General features: G+C 63.1%; 15 protein-coding genes. 4 read left to right on the top strand and 11 right to left on the bottom strand.

From position 1 onward, the window contains the following. Window positions 1–112 precede the first annotated feature (112 nt). From ACX12D_RS25295 to ACX12D_RS25250, 10 genes are all read right to left on the bottom strand, one after another. Window positions 113–1,309: a DUF4382 domain-containing protein gene (locus ACX12D_RS25295; protein ID WP_459376199.1), complete on the bottom strand. Its 1,197-nt coding sequence runs from the start codon at window positions 1,307–1,309 to the stop codon at window positions 113–115. Window positions 1,310–1,352: 43 nt separating this feature from the next. Continuing rightward, window positions 1,353–1,718 (bottom strand): cupredoxin domain-containing protein, encoded by a 366-nt coding sequence (locus tag ACX12D_RS25290; RefSeq protein WP_459376197.1) that lies wholly within the window; start codon window positions 1,716–1,718, stop codon window positions 1,353–1,355. Between the two features lie 23 nt (window positions 1,719–1,741). Continuing rightward, complete coding sequence (locus tag ACX12D_RS25285; protein WP_459376196.1) at window positions 1,742–2,260, bottom strand: DUF4142 domain-containing protein; 519 nt, start codon at window positions 2,258–2,260, stop codon at window positions 1,742–1,744. Window positions 2,261–2,616: 356 nt separating this feature from the next. Then, complete coding sequence (locus ACX12D_RS25280) at window positions 2,617–2,934, bottom strand: hypothetical protein (protein ID WP_459376195.1); 318 nt, start codon at window positions 2,932–2,934, stop codon at window positions 2,617–2,619. A 703-nt stretch (window positions 2,935–3,637) separates the two neighbouring features. Further along, entirely contained in the window at window positions 3,638–4,870 is a 1,233-nt protein-coding gene (locus tag ACX12D_RS25275; RefSeq protein ID WP_459376194.1) for an MFS transporter, read from the bottom strand. A gap of 42 nt (window positions 4,871–4,912) precedes the next feature. After that, a complete protein-coding gene (locus ACX12D_RS25270; protein WP_459376515.1) occupies window positions 4,913–5,539 on the bottom strand; it encodes a hypothetical protein in 627 nt (208 codons plus the stop codon). A gap of 32 nt (window positions 5,540–5,571) precedes the next feature. After that, the gene (locus tag ACX12D_RS25265; protein WP_459376193.1) at window positions 5,572–6,030 is read right to left on the bottom strand and encodes a chromate resistance protein ChrB domain-containing protein; all 459 of its coding nucleotides are present in this window, start codon (window positions 6,028–6,030) and stop codon (window positions 5,572–5,574) included. Window positions 6,031–6,172: 142 nt separating this feature from the next. Beyond that, the gene (locus tag ACX12D_RS25260) at window positions 6,173–6,763 is read right to left on the bottom strand and encodes a superoxide dismutase (RefSeq protein ID WP_459376192.1); all 591 of its coding nucleotides are present in this window, start codon (window positions 6,761–6,763) and stop codon (window positions 6,173–6,175) included. 23 nt (window positions 6,764–6,786) lie between these two features. Further along, window positions 6,787–7,989, bottom strand: coding sequence for a chromate transporter (locus ACX12D_RS25255; RefSeq protein WP_459376191.1), 1,203 nt, complete (start codon window positions 7,987–7,989; stop codon window positions 6,787–6,789). 30 nt (window positions 7,990–8,019) lie between these two features. After that, window positions 8,020–8,982 carry a chromate resistance protein ChrB domain-containing protein gene (locus tag ACX12D_RS25250; protein WP_459376190.1) on the bottom strand — a complete coding sequence of 321 codons (963 nt, stop codon included), beginning with the start codon at window positions 8,980–8,982 and terminating at the stop codon, window positions 8,020–8,022. Between the two features lie 1,061 nt (window positions 8,983–10,043). Here ACX12D_RS25250 and ACX12D_RS25245 point away from each other — a divergent pair. From ACX12D_RS25245 to ACX12D_RS25230, 4 genes are all read left to right on the top strand, one after another. Next, a complete protein-coding gene (locus ACX12D_RS25245; RefSeq protein ID WP_459376189.1) occupies window positions 10,044–12,173 on the top strand; it encodes a TonB-dependent siderophore receptor in 2,130 nt (709 codons plus the stop codon). A 101-nt stretch (window positions 12,174–12,274) separates the two neighbouring features. Beyond that, entirely contained in the window at window positions 12,275–12,733 is a 459-nt protein-coding gene (locus ACX12D_RS25240; RefSeq protein ID WP_459376514.1) for a MarR family winged helix-turn-helix transcriptional regulator, read from the top strand. A gap of 106 nt (window positions 12,734–12,839) precedes the next feature. Next, window positions 12,840–13,406 carry an isochorismatase family protein gene (locus ACX12D_RS25235; RefSeq protein ID WP_459376188.1) on the top strand — a complete coding sequence of 189 codons (567 nt, stop codon included), beginning with the start codon at window positions 12,840–12,842 and terminating at the stop codon, window positions 13,404–13,406. Continuing rightward, entirely contained in the window at window positions 13,403–14,674 is a 1,272-nt protein-coding gene (locus ACX12D_RS25230; protein ID WP_459376187.1) for an MFS transporter, read from the top strand. Before ACX12D_RS25235 ends, ACX12D_RS25230 begins: the two co-directional genes overlap by 4 nt. An 8-nt stretch (window positions 14,675–14,682) precedes the next feature. Here the strand turns inward: ACX12D_RS25230 and ACX12D_RS25225 are convergent, their stop codons facing one another. After that, the gene (locus ACX12D_RS25225) at window positions 14,683–15,483 is read right to left on the bottom strand and encodes an IclR family transcriptional regulator (RefSeq protein WP_459376185.1); all 801 of its coding nucleotides are present in this window, start codon (window positions 15,481–15,483) and stop codon (window positions 14,683–14,685) included. Window positions 15,484–15,512 lie beyond the last annotated feature (29 nt).

The following is a 15,512-nucleotide window of genomic DNA, read 5'->3' as shown; positions in this document are numbered from 1 at the left end:
GGTGCTCTGTAATGCACATATCGGCCAGCGTCTGTTCCTGTGCCTCCGCATCGCTGGCGGACCGAGATGCCGGCAGGAAGGGCAATTGGTCCCCCTGCCGGCACCCTGCGCGTCAGAATGCAAAGTTCTGGGTCACATCCGATAGGGTCACATTGACCGGCTGCGTGCTGACCGCGCCAGCTGTACTGGTCGCCTGGATACTATATTTTCCTGCGGCGCTGGCGTCCGCCGTCAGCGGAATCGGCAGCGTGGTCTGGTAGGTCCCTACTACCGGTGCGGCTGCCGGCAGGGCAGGCTGGTTCGGGAACAGGCTGTAGGCGCCGGTGTTAGAGGCTGCTGCCGTCGCCGCGATCTCGAAAGTGCCGCCTCCTGTCAGTTGCAGGGCGCGGATCGTCGCTTGCGCACTGGCAGGGCTGACCACGCCGGAAACGGTGCGGAACACGGAGATCGGCAGGCTGATGGGTGCCGCCGCGGTCGCCACGGCGGTGCTGCTGCCCGCCACCACCGGCACGCTGCGTACGATGCCGGTGCCCCGGCCATTCGTTGAGGTTGGCACGATCACCACGTCAACATTGCCGGCGGTGCTGCTCTGCTCAATCGGCGAGAGGGTGAAGTTGCCGTTGGCGTCAGCCAGCGTCGCCTTAACCACTACACCATTGCGCTCGGCAAAGACCTGAGCGCCGGGCGCGCTGCTCAGCATCCCCGTGACCGCGCCGCTCACCACGGTCGGCAGGGCGGTTACCACGGGCTTCAGGCCAAACGTGCCATTGCCGCGCGCGACAATCGACTTGCAGGCATCGAAGTCAAGTATCAGGTCGGTCAGGGTATTGGACGTCACCGTGAAGGGCCGGATGATCTTGATTCCGGTCTGGATTGCGCTGGGCGTATCGAGGGCTTGCTCACTACCACCGGTGGGAACCACGGAATTGGCCAGGGCGCCGGCCCCGTTGGGGACCAACACCAGGCGGATCTGCTGGTATGTGCCGGCTGGCAACGGGGTCTGGCCGAGCACCGTGAGCACACCATTGGTGAGCGACAGCAGATCGATCCGCCGCGCCGGGATGACAGTCACGTCGGCCCAGCCAGAGCCGCTCACATCGGCGTTGGGATCGGTATGGACCCGCACCTTGTCAACAGTGACAAATACATGGTCAAAGCCGCAGGAAGGCGCGTCGGTCATGGACACGCTCAAAGTGCCTGAACCGCTGCTGAACGATCCGCCGCCGCCACCGCCGCAGCTGGCAAGAGCGACCGCGCCACCAAGCGCGAGAAGCCACAGGGGTAACGGGAAACAGTGCTTGGGACTCATGGTGTGTTGTCTCCGGATTCCGGGATAAAGCTCGATTTAGCGGCTATTCGACCTTGAGCACACCCTTCATGTTCGGATGCAGCGTGCAGGCATAGGGGATTTCGCCTGCCTTGTGTGCGATATATCGCCACGACCCGCCAGCAACGATGCTGTGGGAGTCGAACACCCCGGGCGCCGTGACGGTGTGGGGATACGGATCTTTGTTGACCCACACAATCGTATCCCCTCGCTTGACGCTAATGGCCTCGGGCTCAAACTTCGCGCCCTCGATCACCACCGTGTGTCTTTCCGTTTTTTCGGCCGCGATTGCACTGGGACCGACGTAGGGCATGCCCCACGCAAAGATCAGTGCAACCGCGAGCAGGTGTCTTCGCCGCCGCCCATCGGGTCGTGTCGGTAGTTGGTGCATGGACGTCTTGCTGGTGCAGAGACTCACTTGCCTAGCGAGGATTGGATCTGCTTCGCATGCTCCAGGTGCCCGACAAACGCCGGGCGCACAGCAACCAGCAGCGCCTTTAGCTCGTCGTTCTGCGCATTGGGAATGAGCGTCTTGTCGAGTGCATCAATCACTTGTTCGTGATACGCCACTTCGTGGTCGATATACGCCTTGTCGAAACTTGCGCCCTTGAGTCCCTTCAGCGTCTTTACGTTCTCGTCGCCGCCAGACTTCAGGCTTTCACTCGTTGGATTCTTCTCCGGCGTGACTTTCAGCTTCTTGACCAGCGTCACGGCCTGTTTATTCACACCGGTATGGTCAGTGACCATCTGTTTTCCGAAAGCCTTTACGTCCTGGGAGTGACCGCTCCTCTCCGCAATTTTTCCCGCGTCAATGTCGACTTGGTTTGCGGTGACGACGATCGCCGCGATCTGCGCGTCGTTGGGTGTTTGGGCCACGGCGGCGACTCCGGCGAGGGCAAGGATGACCCCGAGAGTTACCGAGATGTTCTTCATTTTTTTGCTCCTCAGCGATGAATTGGCCACGCATTCCTAGCCCGCATGGCAGTGGGTCTTGGTGCCGCGCGGCCCCCTGGATTCAGGGCACCCGCAATGGCGCCGGCTATCCCCACAGGCGACCACGGCAACACATTGAATATAGGCTAGGCGAAGACAATTTTCGTCTATACGGGCCGTCCGGATGCGATGTGCCAAGAAGATAAAAAAAGCAACGGCGCGTGCCTCGCTCCGGCAATTGCGTACCCTTGGGAAGACGCACCGGCACTGATTGGAATTGTCGCGAAATGAAATACATCCGAGCCCGCGAGGCGATTCGTTAATGCCATCAACGATCGAGTTCGCTTGTCGCTGCGTCAGTCATCGTCGTCGTCGTGCCAGCGATGCCACTCGCGGTGTCGCTCGCGCCATTCGTGTTCTCTCCAGCGCCTTTCACGCCATTGCTGTTCGCGCCAGGCACGGGCTTGCCAATCGTCGTAGTAGCCGGGTGCAACAACGACCGGCCGAGGTGCGACATAAACGGGTGCCGGCTCATAGTAAGCAGGAGGGGGAGGCGCAACCACGGCCGGCCAGGGCAGGCCAATACCAATTCCTACGTCAACGCGTGCCTCGGCGGAGCCGGAGGTAAGAACGGCGATGCCAGCCAGCAGGCCAAATGCCAAGACCTTGTGCATGATGATGCTCCTGATGCTTCTGGAAATACGCGCTGCGGCCATCAGTCGGCCGCCTATTTGCAGAATTAAAGATGGGCTACCGTCTGTAACGGTGCGCGCGCGACGAGGTTGACGCCTCGGCCATCGGCGTGGCGACCAACGTGTAAGCGGTTGTATCAGGAGCCTATGGGGTACACCAATTGTCCAACTGCAGCGTCGCCGTCGCTGCGTGTGATTGCGAGTTTAATGGTGATTGTCATTAAGAATAAACATGCAAGATAAGTTAGCCTGTTCCACTTTGTTTCCAATCCTGGCAATTCGCTCGTCAAGCACAGCCAGCGGTGACTATGGCGCGATCCTAAGGACAAGAGGACAAGAGGACAAGAAGCGAATTCTAGAACGTCGTGCACTGGAAGAAACCGCGATGCCCGAAGCAAGTCGTCGAAGTCGGGTAACGGCTGTAGCGCTCTGTGCTTTCCTTCGCATCCAGGCTCAAAACGCAGTCCCTCCATGGGTCGGAGTTGCCCTTATATCCGAGCTTCTCGCACGCCGGGCCATACACGCTGATCATTTGGTCGACCTCACGTTCCGCCTGGGCGGTGCGTTCGGCTTGGGTCGTGCAACCGACGAGCAAGGCGGCCAAAACAAGGTGCATCAATATGCGCATGACAACCCCCATCTCACTCTATGTATTTGAGGTGGAAACTGCCTCCCAAGTTTCCGTTCAATCGACTGGCTCGATGTGTCGAAATGCACGGAGGAGCGCGAGGTCATAGGCGATCTTGAGCAGGCCGCAGGCAACCAGCGGGACGCCAACCCAGCCCGTTGCCAAGAGGCCGCCCGCGAGGGCCGGGCCAAGTGCGGATGCCAGGCTCCTCGGCACCGCAGTCAGACTTGCGGCCGCCGGACGTTCGGGCGGCGTCACCACGGCCATCACATAGGCGGTCCGGGTCGGTACGTCCATCTGCGACAACGCGCTGCGCACGAGCAACAGGGCCAGGGTTGCTGCCAGGGAGGGGGAGAAAGCGGCCGCGATCAGGCAGAGGCTGGAGGGAATGTGGCTGAACACCATCGTGTTCAGCAAGCCGAACTTGCGAGCCAGCGGCACGGCAACGAGCTGGGAGCCTGCGGTGAGCAGCCCCGCCCAGAAAAAGAACTGGCCAGCGGCGCCTGGGGAAAGACCGAAGCGCTGCATCAACCACAGCGCCAGCAGAGAGTTCACCACCAGGCCGCCGGCAAAGGCGTCGACGCTAAAGAGCAGTGCAAGGTGGGTAACGATGCGGCGCGAGGGGCCAAGCGGTATTCTCACTGACGGCACGTGGGGGTGTGGCACGGGCATGCGGGCATAGAGGGCGTAGAGTGCGACACCGGTCAAGGCGTAGATCATGAACATCGCGCGCATGGCGCTGAGGAAAGATATCCCTATTTGCGCGGCGAGCCAGTCCGGCAGCGCTGCTGCCAGCGCGCCAATGGCGGCGGAGAGGGCCCCGGTCAGGCTGTAACGGGCGAATAGCGCCGTGCGGCCATCGGAGGCCGACGAATCCGCAAGAGCGGCCTGCTCGAGTGGCAGGAACACGCTGACGTCTCCGGAGCTTGGGTTGAGCGTGCCAATGAATGCGACGAGCAACAGCGGCCAAAGGGAAGACAGTCCGGCGAAACCTATGCCGGTCGCGGCCATCAATGCCGCCGCCGACAACAGCAGGCGGCGCTGCGGGTAGCGATGGCCGATGACGCCCACCAGTATCGTCGCCAGTGCCGAGCCGATCAGGGTGGCACTGCTGATCAAGCCCACTGCCAGTTGCGCGAAACCGAGTGCAAGCAGGTACGCTGGCAGTAGGACGGCAATAAACCCATCGCAGAAGCCGCGTAGCGCGCGGCCGATGAGAAACGGCAACGCGCTGGGATGGACGCCTGCAGGCAGTACCAGGCGCGCAAGCCAGACTTGGTCGGTGGGCACAGCCGGGTCCTTAAGAATGCATGGATTTTGTTTTCTTCGTACCTAGTTCGGGCCGGCATTTCCGAACGAGAAGGTGTCGAACAAGGTCACGCTATCCGCCTTGGTCCATAGGCCAACTGCGCCGGCGCCGCCAATGTGATCGTCCGTCGCATCGATGTAGCGTTTGCCGTCCAGCGCAACCTGGATATGGTTGCCGATGAACTCGACGCGCAGCGTATGCCAGACCCGGGCAAGGACAGGGGCCTCCTGATATTGGATTGTGTGCCTGCGGCCGCCCGTTGTGTAGTACAGGGAGACATTGTTCTCCAGTGCATTCGCGCGCGCGACATAGTAGTTATCGCCGTTCTTCCAGCGCCAGACGACGCCGCCGGCCTGGTCTTCGCGACCGGCAATGGGCTTGAACCTTGCTTCTACGAAGCCATCGGAGATGGAGACGGCTGACTTCACACACCAGGGGAAGTCTCCGGAGCCCGATTGCTTGAGCACGTTGGCGCTATTCCCCGCGGTCGGGTCAGCCTCGACAGTCCATCTCGGTGTGCCGCGGCCGGTAACACCGGCCACCCATCCCGCAGGCAAGGCACCTTGTTTGTTCTGGTTGAACATGATCGTTTCTCCAGTTGCCGGCATGGCTGTCAGCAGCATCCATACAAGGAGCAGGATCGCTTTCACGGGGTACCTCCCGGGCGACATCGCAAAGAAGTTCACGCAGGCATCTTCGGTGGCCACCGATGCGTCTCCGCCTGGCAATGCAGGCACCAGGCATACAGGGCGTCGTACATCACCATGCCATGCCGGAGCATCTCGTGATCGTCGGTGAACACCTGGGACAGACCCAGCGAGATAGCGTAGAGGCCTCCGGATTGCGGGGTGAGATCCAGCTTTGACGTGTCCGCGCCCCGCACAATGCCGGCTAGTTGCTGCAAGGCTGGATCATTCAGATGGTACTTATCCAGGAACGCGTCAAAGCTGCACAGTTCGCCGACATGCGAAAGCTCGACGCCAGGGATGTCGTAGGGAACGGCACCCGTCTCGCCAGCGACTTTCACGACGTCGCCGGTTGGCACGTACAAAAATTCTGGTTCCTTGTCGATAAAGCGGGCGATCAGCCAAGGGCAGGCAATCCGGTCAATCTTCGGACGTTCGCGGGTAATCCATTTCATGGCTGGCTCCTTACGGTTTGCCGATCGACGGGTGATTGCCGGTGGCCCATTCCTCGATGCCGCCGGTGAGATACGCTGCTCGGAAGCCTGTGTCTTCTAGCCGGGCGGCATTGTCCTGGCTGGCATGATCTGGTATCCGGAATTATTTTTGGGCCACGGCGAAGCGCTCGGCTGCCTGAGCCCAATGGATGTTCTGCATGAAGGCATCCACATACGCCGCAGCTTTTGCGCCGAAGTCCATGTGGTAAGAATGCTCATACATGTCGAGCGCCAGGATCGGGGTAGCGCCGGCGAGGGTATGTGCGTGATCGGGCGCCCACTGGTTCACGAGCCGCTTGTCTCGCGGCGAGTAAGTCAGCAACACCCATCCCGAGCCGCCGCCTAGTGCCTTGCCCATTGCGATGAACTCGGCCTGCCAGCGCGCCACGCTGCCGAAGTCACGGATGAGCGCCAACTCCAGCTCGCCGCCCAAGCTGCCGCCTTCACCGAGCCCGTCAAAGTACACCTCGTGCAGGATCATTGAATTGGTAGCGATCAGTTCTTCCCGCTTCAGGCCATTGAGCACAAAGACGGTTGCGGTCGCAGGATCCAGCGAGGCAAGTTCCGCGGCGATGGCATTCAATCGCTTCACAGCGCCGCCATAGTTGTTCTCGTAGTGGCTGACGATCAGTTTCTCCGAGAGGCCAGTGAGCTTGCCTGGATCGACGCCCAACGGCTTCATTGCATAGGTCATGATGGATTCCTTGTTCGTGCGGCTCATGCGTGGAGGAGCGGGTAGGCGACCAGGCCGATTAGTGCGGCGCCGACGACGATGACTGGCTCAGGCAGCTTCTTGAATTTCCAAAGCAGCGCGACCGTAACAAGCGCAAGCAAGACAGTGGGCAGATCGATAATTGAGCGTTTGGCCAGGACGATCACGGCGCCCGTGATGGCCCCAACAGCCGCCGCCGTCACGCCATCGACGAAGGCAATGATGCCGGGACGCTTCCCGTACTTCTTGAAGTAGGGCGCCGGGATCACGGTGAACAGGTAGCAAGGCAGGAAGGTGCCCAGCGCGGCCACGGACGCCCCTGGCAGGCCGGCAACCAGGTAGCCGATGAACCCGACCGTAATCACCACCGGGCCCGGCGTGATCATGGCCACTGCCACCGCGTCGACAAACTGCTTGTCGTTCAACCAATGGTGCTCGGTCACGACGCCGCCGTACAGGAACGGCACGATGGCAAGCCCGGAGCCGAATACGAAGGCGCCGGCCTTGGCGAAGAACACGCCGATCTGCGTCAGCAGCGGCCAATCCACAGTGCTGACGATCCCGCCCACCGTAGGCAATTGCGTCGCCGCAATGGCATTGAGGCCACCTTGTCGCAGCCACTTCGGTGGCGCGCGCCAGAACCACACTACGAAGCCGGCCGCCAGGAACAGCCAGGCGATCTCCGATTCAGTCACCACGGTCACCGTTGCCAACACCAGGTAGATCACCCACAGCAGCTTGTCCTTGCCCACGCTCTTGTTGGTGAGCTTGTAGGCGCTGATCGCAATGATCCCGATGACCACGGCGCCAACCCCGTAGAACACAGACTGCATCCAGGTCAGCCCGCCAAACCGGACGTAGGCCCAACCCAGTGCCACCACCATCAGGAACGACGGAATGACGAATGCAATGCCGACCAAGGTCGCGCCGACGACGCGATAGTGCACATAGCCGAGATAGATGGCGAGCTGCGCGGCAAGCGGACCGGGAGCCAACTGCGCCAGCGCCAGGCCTTCCTTGTAATCGGCGTCGGTAATCCACTTACGCGCATCCACCAAGTCCCGGTGCATGTAGCCAGCGAGGGCAACGGGGCCGCCGAAGCCCAGCGTACCCAGGCGCAACATGTAGAACACAAGTTGCCAGAGCGAATAGCTCGGCCGTTCGGCCGCCGGCGCTTGCGGAATGTCGGCTTGCTGCGGGTTGTTCATTGATCTTCCTTGAGATGGGGGCGGTGACGGCTAGCGTTTCCGGTGATTCAAAAAGTGGGCATGCAGGGAATCCAGCACCAGGCCGATTTCGGCCAACAGCGCATCGTCGTCGGCTAGCCGCTCGCGGGCGCCGGCCAGGATCGCCTCGAACCCGCTCGCTTCGGGGACGGTCGGGCCGCCGACATCCAGCGCGTGGACCATCCCCGCCAGACGCTGCAATCCTGGATTCGCGTCCAGGCCAAAGCTTGCAAGCAGCACCTCGAAGGAAACCTTGTCGCCAACATGGGTGAACGTCGCGTCGTCGAAATCGAAGCCCAACGCATCGGTGGGGCAGTCACTGGGGGATTCGAGCCACAGAAAACGGGCGTGGGGATCGATGAAGCGCTGGATCAGCCAGGCGCACGCCACCCGGTCGACCCAAAGATGGCGGCGGGTCGCCCATAGCCGTCCCTGGTATTGCATAGGGTCGCGCCGCGCGATTGCCCCTGCCGCGGGATGCGGCTCGCCCGGCGACAGGATCGTTTCAATCGCGCCGGTGAAGTCTCGCCACTGCGCCTCGGCACGCAGGGACGCCTCGTTGGGGAAGAAATCAACCTTGCGAATCGCTTCGTAAATGCGTCCGAGCCGCCGCAGCAAGCGATTGAGCTCGGCTTCACTTAGTCCGGAAAGCGTCTGGCGGGCTTCCGAGACGGAAGCAAGGAACGCGGCATAGTCACCCGATCGGTCGAACAGTGCGCGGTAGGCAGCAGCGTCGTCGTCCTCTTGGGGATGCACGGTCAACAGCCAGGCTTGGCCATCCTGCTGCTGGGTTTCGTCGGCCAGTTCGCGGAATTGCGCCACTTGCTCGGCCCTGGCCGGCAGCAGATACGCCCCGTCGCGCAAGGCGGCTCCACCTAATGTCTTGAGCGTGCGCCAGATCCGCATGCGGGCGGTCGCGCCCGATGTGGGAAGGCTGACAATCAGCAGGATCCAGGAATCTTGGGATGTGGTCATGGAAGGCAGCATAGGAGGGCTTAGCACGGGTTGCAATGATGTAGAGATCATTACAAAAACCGGGGCAGCATTGTGGATTGCCGTCTTTAGATGGATCGTGGATGGTTTGGCGCCGCCTCGCAGACCAGCCTGGAAGCTTGGCAGACGTGGATGGAACGCCACACTCGATGTCGCTTGGGACCGCTCAAGTTGGGCAAAGCGTTTCGACGGGAAGCCAGTTCAGCGAATTGAACCGCACCCATTGGCCTCCGCTGTGGCTGCACCGTGCGGCCCATGAAGCACGCCGCCGTACCCGCAGAACCCTCGATGGCTGTTGCTATCGACCCCGACCGGAGGGCAAGGGCGGTCAATTCCTTAGGGGTTTCCTCATTTTCCCGGAGAGAAATGTGCCGATGCACTGATGGGGAGGATAGGCGTTCAGTCAGTCAGCGCCTCAGACTTTGATTTAACATAACAATGATTATCGGAGAATTTGCTGTGTAAAGGCCAAATCAGAATGTCCGCTTCTGGCTAAGCTCAAATGTCCGAGTTTGGCCAGCGTAAGCTTGACGGCTTCCAGCGCCACGAGCGGCGCGGAGCCACTGCACCAACTGGTTGCGCTCAACGGCAACCCCGAAATGGCCTGCATGCACGCAGGCATCACCGACAAGATCCGCATTATCTGGCGTCTGGACTTCACATAGCGGCCACGGATAGTGGCCACCTACGAAGAGCATGCAGGCGTTCTGCAGGCGATCGTCGCGCGCGACTGCCCTGGTGCGCGCGGGTTGCTGCGCACTCATATCGGGTGCAGTCGGGACGTGGCACGCAACCTCACGCTGCACCGGCTGGTGGAAGCGGCATAGCCCCCAGCCCTGCTTGCCGGCATGTCGACCCTGTGGCATGGCGTCGCGGCGCCGGAAAATTCCACACAAGTGATGAAGAAGACCCTTATAATGCAACCCAGTTGCAATAAGGCGCCAATCACGTTGGCCCACCCGTTGGGACTGGCCGCCTCGCGCCGCGCCACCGCCGAACCCCCAACGCGCTACCCAGCGCCAGCGCTTCCCTCTGATCTGAACATGCCGATACTTTCTGTCACTCCAGCCGGCCGACGACGGCGTAGTCCCCTCGCCGCACTGGCCGCCGCCACGGCGATCACCGCGCCGCTCGCCGATGCCGAGGAGGCGCCCGCGACGACGCTTCCCGAAGTCTCGGTGGTCAGCACCGCCGACAATACCTACGCGCCTTCCGCCTCCACCGGCGCGACGCGCACCGAGGCCCCGCTGCGCGAGGTGCCGCAATCCGTGCGTGTGTTGCCGCGCGAGCTGATCGACGATATCGGCGCCACGCGGCTGGACCAGACCTTCGACTACGCCAGCGGCGTGTCGCGCCAGAACAGCTTCGGGGGCCTGTGGGACAACTACGCGATACGCGGCTTCACGGGCAACGAGAACACCGGCGCTGGCTACCTCGTCAACGGCTTTGCCGCCAACCGCGGCTTCACCGCGCCGCGCGACGCGGCCACCATCGAACGCGTGGAGGTGCTCAAGGGCCCGACCTCCTCGCTGTACGGTAACAGCGAACCCGGCGGCAGCATCAACGTCATCACCAAGCAGCCACAGTTCAAGCCCGGCCAGGCCTATGACATGGAGGTCAGCAGCCGTGATGGCTACCGCGTGTCGGCCGACGTCACCGGCGCCATCAGCGACAACGTGGCCGGGCGGCTGATCGCCGTGGGCGACCACGCAGGTAGCACGCGCGACTTCGTCAACAGCAAGCGCTACCTGGTGGCGCCGTCGTTTACCTGGACCCTGGGCGCTGACACCATCGTGCAGTACGCGGCCGAGTTCCAGCGCTTCACCACCCCGCTGGACCGCGGCGTGGTGGCCATCAACGGGCAGTTGGGCGCCGTACCGCGCTCGCGCTTCCTCGGCGAGCCGAACGATGGCGACATCCGCCTCGACAGCCAGTCGCACCAGTTGAGCGTCGAACACCAGTTCTCGCCGAACTGGAAAGGCCGCCTGGCCGCAGCGTACCGCGGCGGCAGCCTGGTGGGCTACTCTACCGAGGCCGGCGCGCTGTCCGCAGACCAACGTACCCTGAGACGCCAGCGTCGCTATCGCGACTACCAGTCCGACGACATCTCGCTGCAGGCCGACATGACCGGCAAGTTCGACACCGGCGCGATCGGCCATGAGCTGATCGTCGGCGTGGACGCCTACCGCTTCGGCAACACCCAGGTGCAGTTGCGCAAGAACCCCAGCGCCGGCGCGCCCTATGCCATCGACATCTACAACCCGGTCTATGGCCAGACCCCGCCCACACTGGCAGCCAACACCGACACCTACGAGCGCCAGACCAGTCTCGGCCTCTATGCCCAGGACCAACTGCGGCTGGGCGAACGCTGGCGCCTGCTGGCCGGCGCGCGTTTCGATGCCTATAACCAGTCGCTGGACAACCGCCTGCTCGGCACGCGTGCCAGCCAGCATCAGAGCGCGGTCTCGCCGCGCATCGGCCTCACCTACCTGGCCAGCAACAACGTCTCCCTGTTCGCCAACGCCAGCCGCTCGTTCCGCCCTAATGCCGGCACCGATTCCGCCGGCAACCCGTTCTCTGCGGAGCACGGGCGGGCCGTGGAGGCCGGCGTGAAGCTCGACAGCGACGACCGCCGTCTCGGCGCCACGCTGTCGGTCTTCGAGATCCGCAAGCGCAATGTGCTGACCGCCGACCCGCTGGATCCCTCCTACTCGGTGGCCGCCGGCGAGGCGCGCAGCCGAGGGGTGGAACTCGACGCATCCGGTCAGCTCGGCACGCATTGGCGCGTGACCGGCAACTTCGCCTATATCGACGCCGAAATCACCCAGGACAGCACGCTCGCCGCCGGCACGCCGCTGGCCAACATCCCGCGCACCAGCGGCAGCGTGATGGCGGTGTACGAGGATGCGGCCCCCGTCGGCCAGCGCTATGGCGTAGGCGGCGGCATCCGCTATGTCGGCAAGCGCTCCGGCGACTCGCGGAACAGCTTCTCGCTGCCCGCCTACGCGCTGGCCGACGTGCTGGGCTATTGGCAATACAGCAAGGCGGTACGCGTGACGCTTAATGTCGACAACTTGTTCGACAAGACCTACTACGCCAGCTCCTATAGCAGCGTGTGGGTAATGCCCGGTGCCGGCCGTACCGTGCGCCTGGGCCTGCGGCTGAGCTACTGAGGCCATGGTGTTTGGATCTCCCAGCCGTCAACCATGATGAACCTGTACAAAATAGGAAGTTTACCTTTGTAGTTTTCCTTCGCATCGACTACATTGGGGACATGCATGCCAACCACAAACAGGATGATCCGCAGGATGCCCGCGCATCCGCGCTGGCAACCGATCTTCGTATCGTGATCGGCCAGCTGAGGCGCCGCCTGCGTGAAGAGGTGCACCCGGGCGATCTCACCTGGGCCCAGATGTCGGTTCTTGGCCGCCTGGAGCGCGATGGTCCGGCCACTGTGACAACGCTGGCGCGGGCCGAGGGGGTGCGGTCGCAGTCCATGGGCGCCACGGTTGCCGTCCTGGAAGCGGCCCGGCTTGTGAGTGGCGCGCCGGATCCGGTCGACGGGCGGCAGACCATCTTGTCGCTCACGGCTGACGCCAGGGAGATGATCCTGGCGACCCGGGCGGCGCGGGAAGACTGGCTGCTGCGTGCCATCCGGACAAAACTCGCGGCGGCGGAGCAAGAGGAGCTTGCGGCTGGCATCGCCCTGCTCAAACGGCTGGCCGACTCGTGAGCCTTGCGATGGGGCTCTTTCAAAGTCCCGGCCCGCGCCCTGCTCCGGACTTGCCGCAGTCCCTGTCGACCGGAGAAAACCGAGAGAAAAACCGAGAGAAACCACCATGCCAGTCACCGTTCTTGATCCGAAAACCGCTCTGGTTGTCATCGATCTGCAGCAGGGAATCGTCTCGCTTCCCGTCGCGCACCCGGTCGACGAAATCGTGAAGCAGTCCGCGACCCTTGCCGCCGCGTTCCGCGGTCACGGCCTGCCAGTTGTGCTGGTCAACGTTGCCGGCGGCGCCCCCGGCCGTACCGAACAGGGCCGCAGGCTTGGCGATCTTCCTGCCGGATGGGCCGACCTGGTGCCCGAGTTGAACCGGCAGCCGGCCGACCTCACGGTGACAAAGCGGACCTGGGGGGCATTCACCAATACCGACCTTGAGGCGCAACTGAGAAAGCTGGGTGTGACGCAGGTGGTGCTTGCCGGCGTTGCGACCAGCATCGGCGTGGAGTCGACCGCGCGCCAGGCGCATGAGCTTGGGTTCAACGTCGCCCTGGCCGTCGATGCCATGACCGACATGAGCCTGGATGCGCACGCCAACAGCATTGCGCGGATTTTCCCAAGGCTGGGTGAGACAGGCACAACCCGCGAGATCATCGATCTGCTCGAAAAGGGCAGTAGCCGGTGAGAGGCACCTTCCGCTCGCTTGACAACTTCAACTACCGACTGTGGGCCGGCGGGGCCATCGTATCCAATGTGGGAACCTGGATGCAGCGCACCGCGCAGGACTGGCTAGTGCTCACGCATCTGACGCACAAGAACGCAACGTCGGTGGGCGTGGTCATGGCACTGCAGTTCGGGCCCCAGATGCTCTTGTTACCCTTGACCGGCTTTGCGGCGGATCATTTCGACAGGCGCAAGCTCCTGCTTGCCACGCAGGCCGCCATGGGCACGCTGGCGCTCGGGCTGGGGCTGCTGACCTTGTCCGGGCACGTCCAGTTGTGGCACGTGTACCTGTTTGCGTTCTTGCTCGGCTGCGTCACGGCATTCGATTCACCCGCGCGCCAGACCTTTGTCGCCGAGCTGGTCGGGGACTCGGACCTGTCCAATGCCGTGGCGCTGAATTCCACCTCGTTCAACGCAGCGCGGATGATTGGGCCTGCCGTGGCCGGCGTGCTGATCAGCGTGGTGGGCACCGGATGGGTATTCCTGATCAATGCGGCGTCCTTTGTCGCGGTGCTTGGGGCGTTGAGCCGCCTGCGCCTTGGTGAACTGCATCGGAAGGCCCGGGCGGTCCGCACGCGAGGCAGCTTTGCCGAGGGCTTTCGCTATGTCTGGCGGCGCCCCGACCTGAAGGCTGCCTTGCTCATGCTGTTCCTGATCGGCACGTTTGGGCTGAATTTCCCGATTTTCATCTCGACGATGTCGGTTACCGTCTTTCATGCCGGGGCGGATCAGTTCGGTTTCCTGACGTCGATCATGGCGATCGGGTCGGTGACAGGCGCCTTGCTGGCGGCAAGGCGGGCCAAGCCGCGCTTCTCGCTTTTGCTCGCTGGCGCAACGGTGTTCGGGGTGGGCTGCGCGCTAGCCGCGATCATGCCCAGCTACGCCCTGTTTGGTCTTGCACTGATCATGGTTGGCGTGGCGGCACAGACCGTGACCACGTCGACAAACAGCCTGGTGCAGCTATCGACCGAACCCGCCATGCGCGGCCGGGTGGTGGCCATCCTCTTCGCCTTGGCCCTGGGTGGCACCCCGCTTGGCGCGCCGATCGTCGGCTGGGTCGCCGATACGTTCGGGCCACGTTGGGCGCTTGGCATTGGCGCTGGCGCGGGCTTTGCCGCTGCGATCGTCGGCGTGCGCTATCTCGCGAAATATCATCGCCTGCGCTTGCGCATCGACGCCGGGCGCCTGCGCCTGAGCTTCGACGAACACATGCTGAGGCCGGAGGCCTGAGCCGCCTGTTACACGGCCTCGTTGCCCACCGCGCTGCGGATCTGCGCGGCCAGTTTCATCAGGTGTGGCTTGAGAATGCGCGCGGCGCTGGCCGGCGTTGCCTGCGTGGTGGTGCTGACGTTCAGCACGTGGATGGCGTAGCTCTTGAACACCAGTGGCGTGGAGAGCGCGACCACTTCCGGCTGCCAGCTCGCCATGCACCAGCCCTGCTTGCGCACCTGCCCGATGGCTTGCTCGATGTCTTGTGCAAGTGCGGGCCAGTTAGCGCGCAGGCGCTTGCCGAAGCCTTCCAGCAAGGCCTTGGTTTCCTGCTCGGGGGCCGCGGCCAGGTAGGCGCGTCCCAGGGAGGTAAGCGCCATGGGCACACGCTGCCCGGTCACTACGCTGCGCAGTGAAACCTTGCGGCTATAGCGGATGGATTCCAGGTAGACCATCTCGTCGCGGTCGGCCATGGCCAGCCCGACGTTGATGTGCTGGCTTTGCGCGAGCTCGCGCATCAAGGGGGCTGCTGCCTGCAGCACGGCAGAGCCGGCGCGCATGGCGTGCGCCAGGCTCAGGACCGGCGGGCCAAGCCGGTAAGCGCGTAGCGTGGCGTCGTACTGGAGGAAGCCGGCCTCCACCAGGCTTTGCGTGAGCCGGCTGACAGTCGAACGCGGCAGGCCGGTACGTTCGGCCAGGTCGCCGTTGCCCAGCACTTCCGAGCCCGCACGAAACGCCCGGAGTATCTCCATGCCGCGCTCCAGCGAGCGATTGGCCGACGTGCTGCTCGCCCTGCCACGCGCCCGCGACAACGCTAGTTCGGGATCCAAGATCATGCTCCTGGGTGGGGCTGATTTCC

The organism is Cupriavidus sp. PET2-C1 (assembly GCF_054515855.1).
This window is presented reverse-complemented; position numbering and strand designations above follow the sequence as displayed.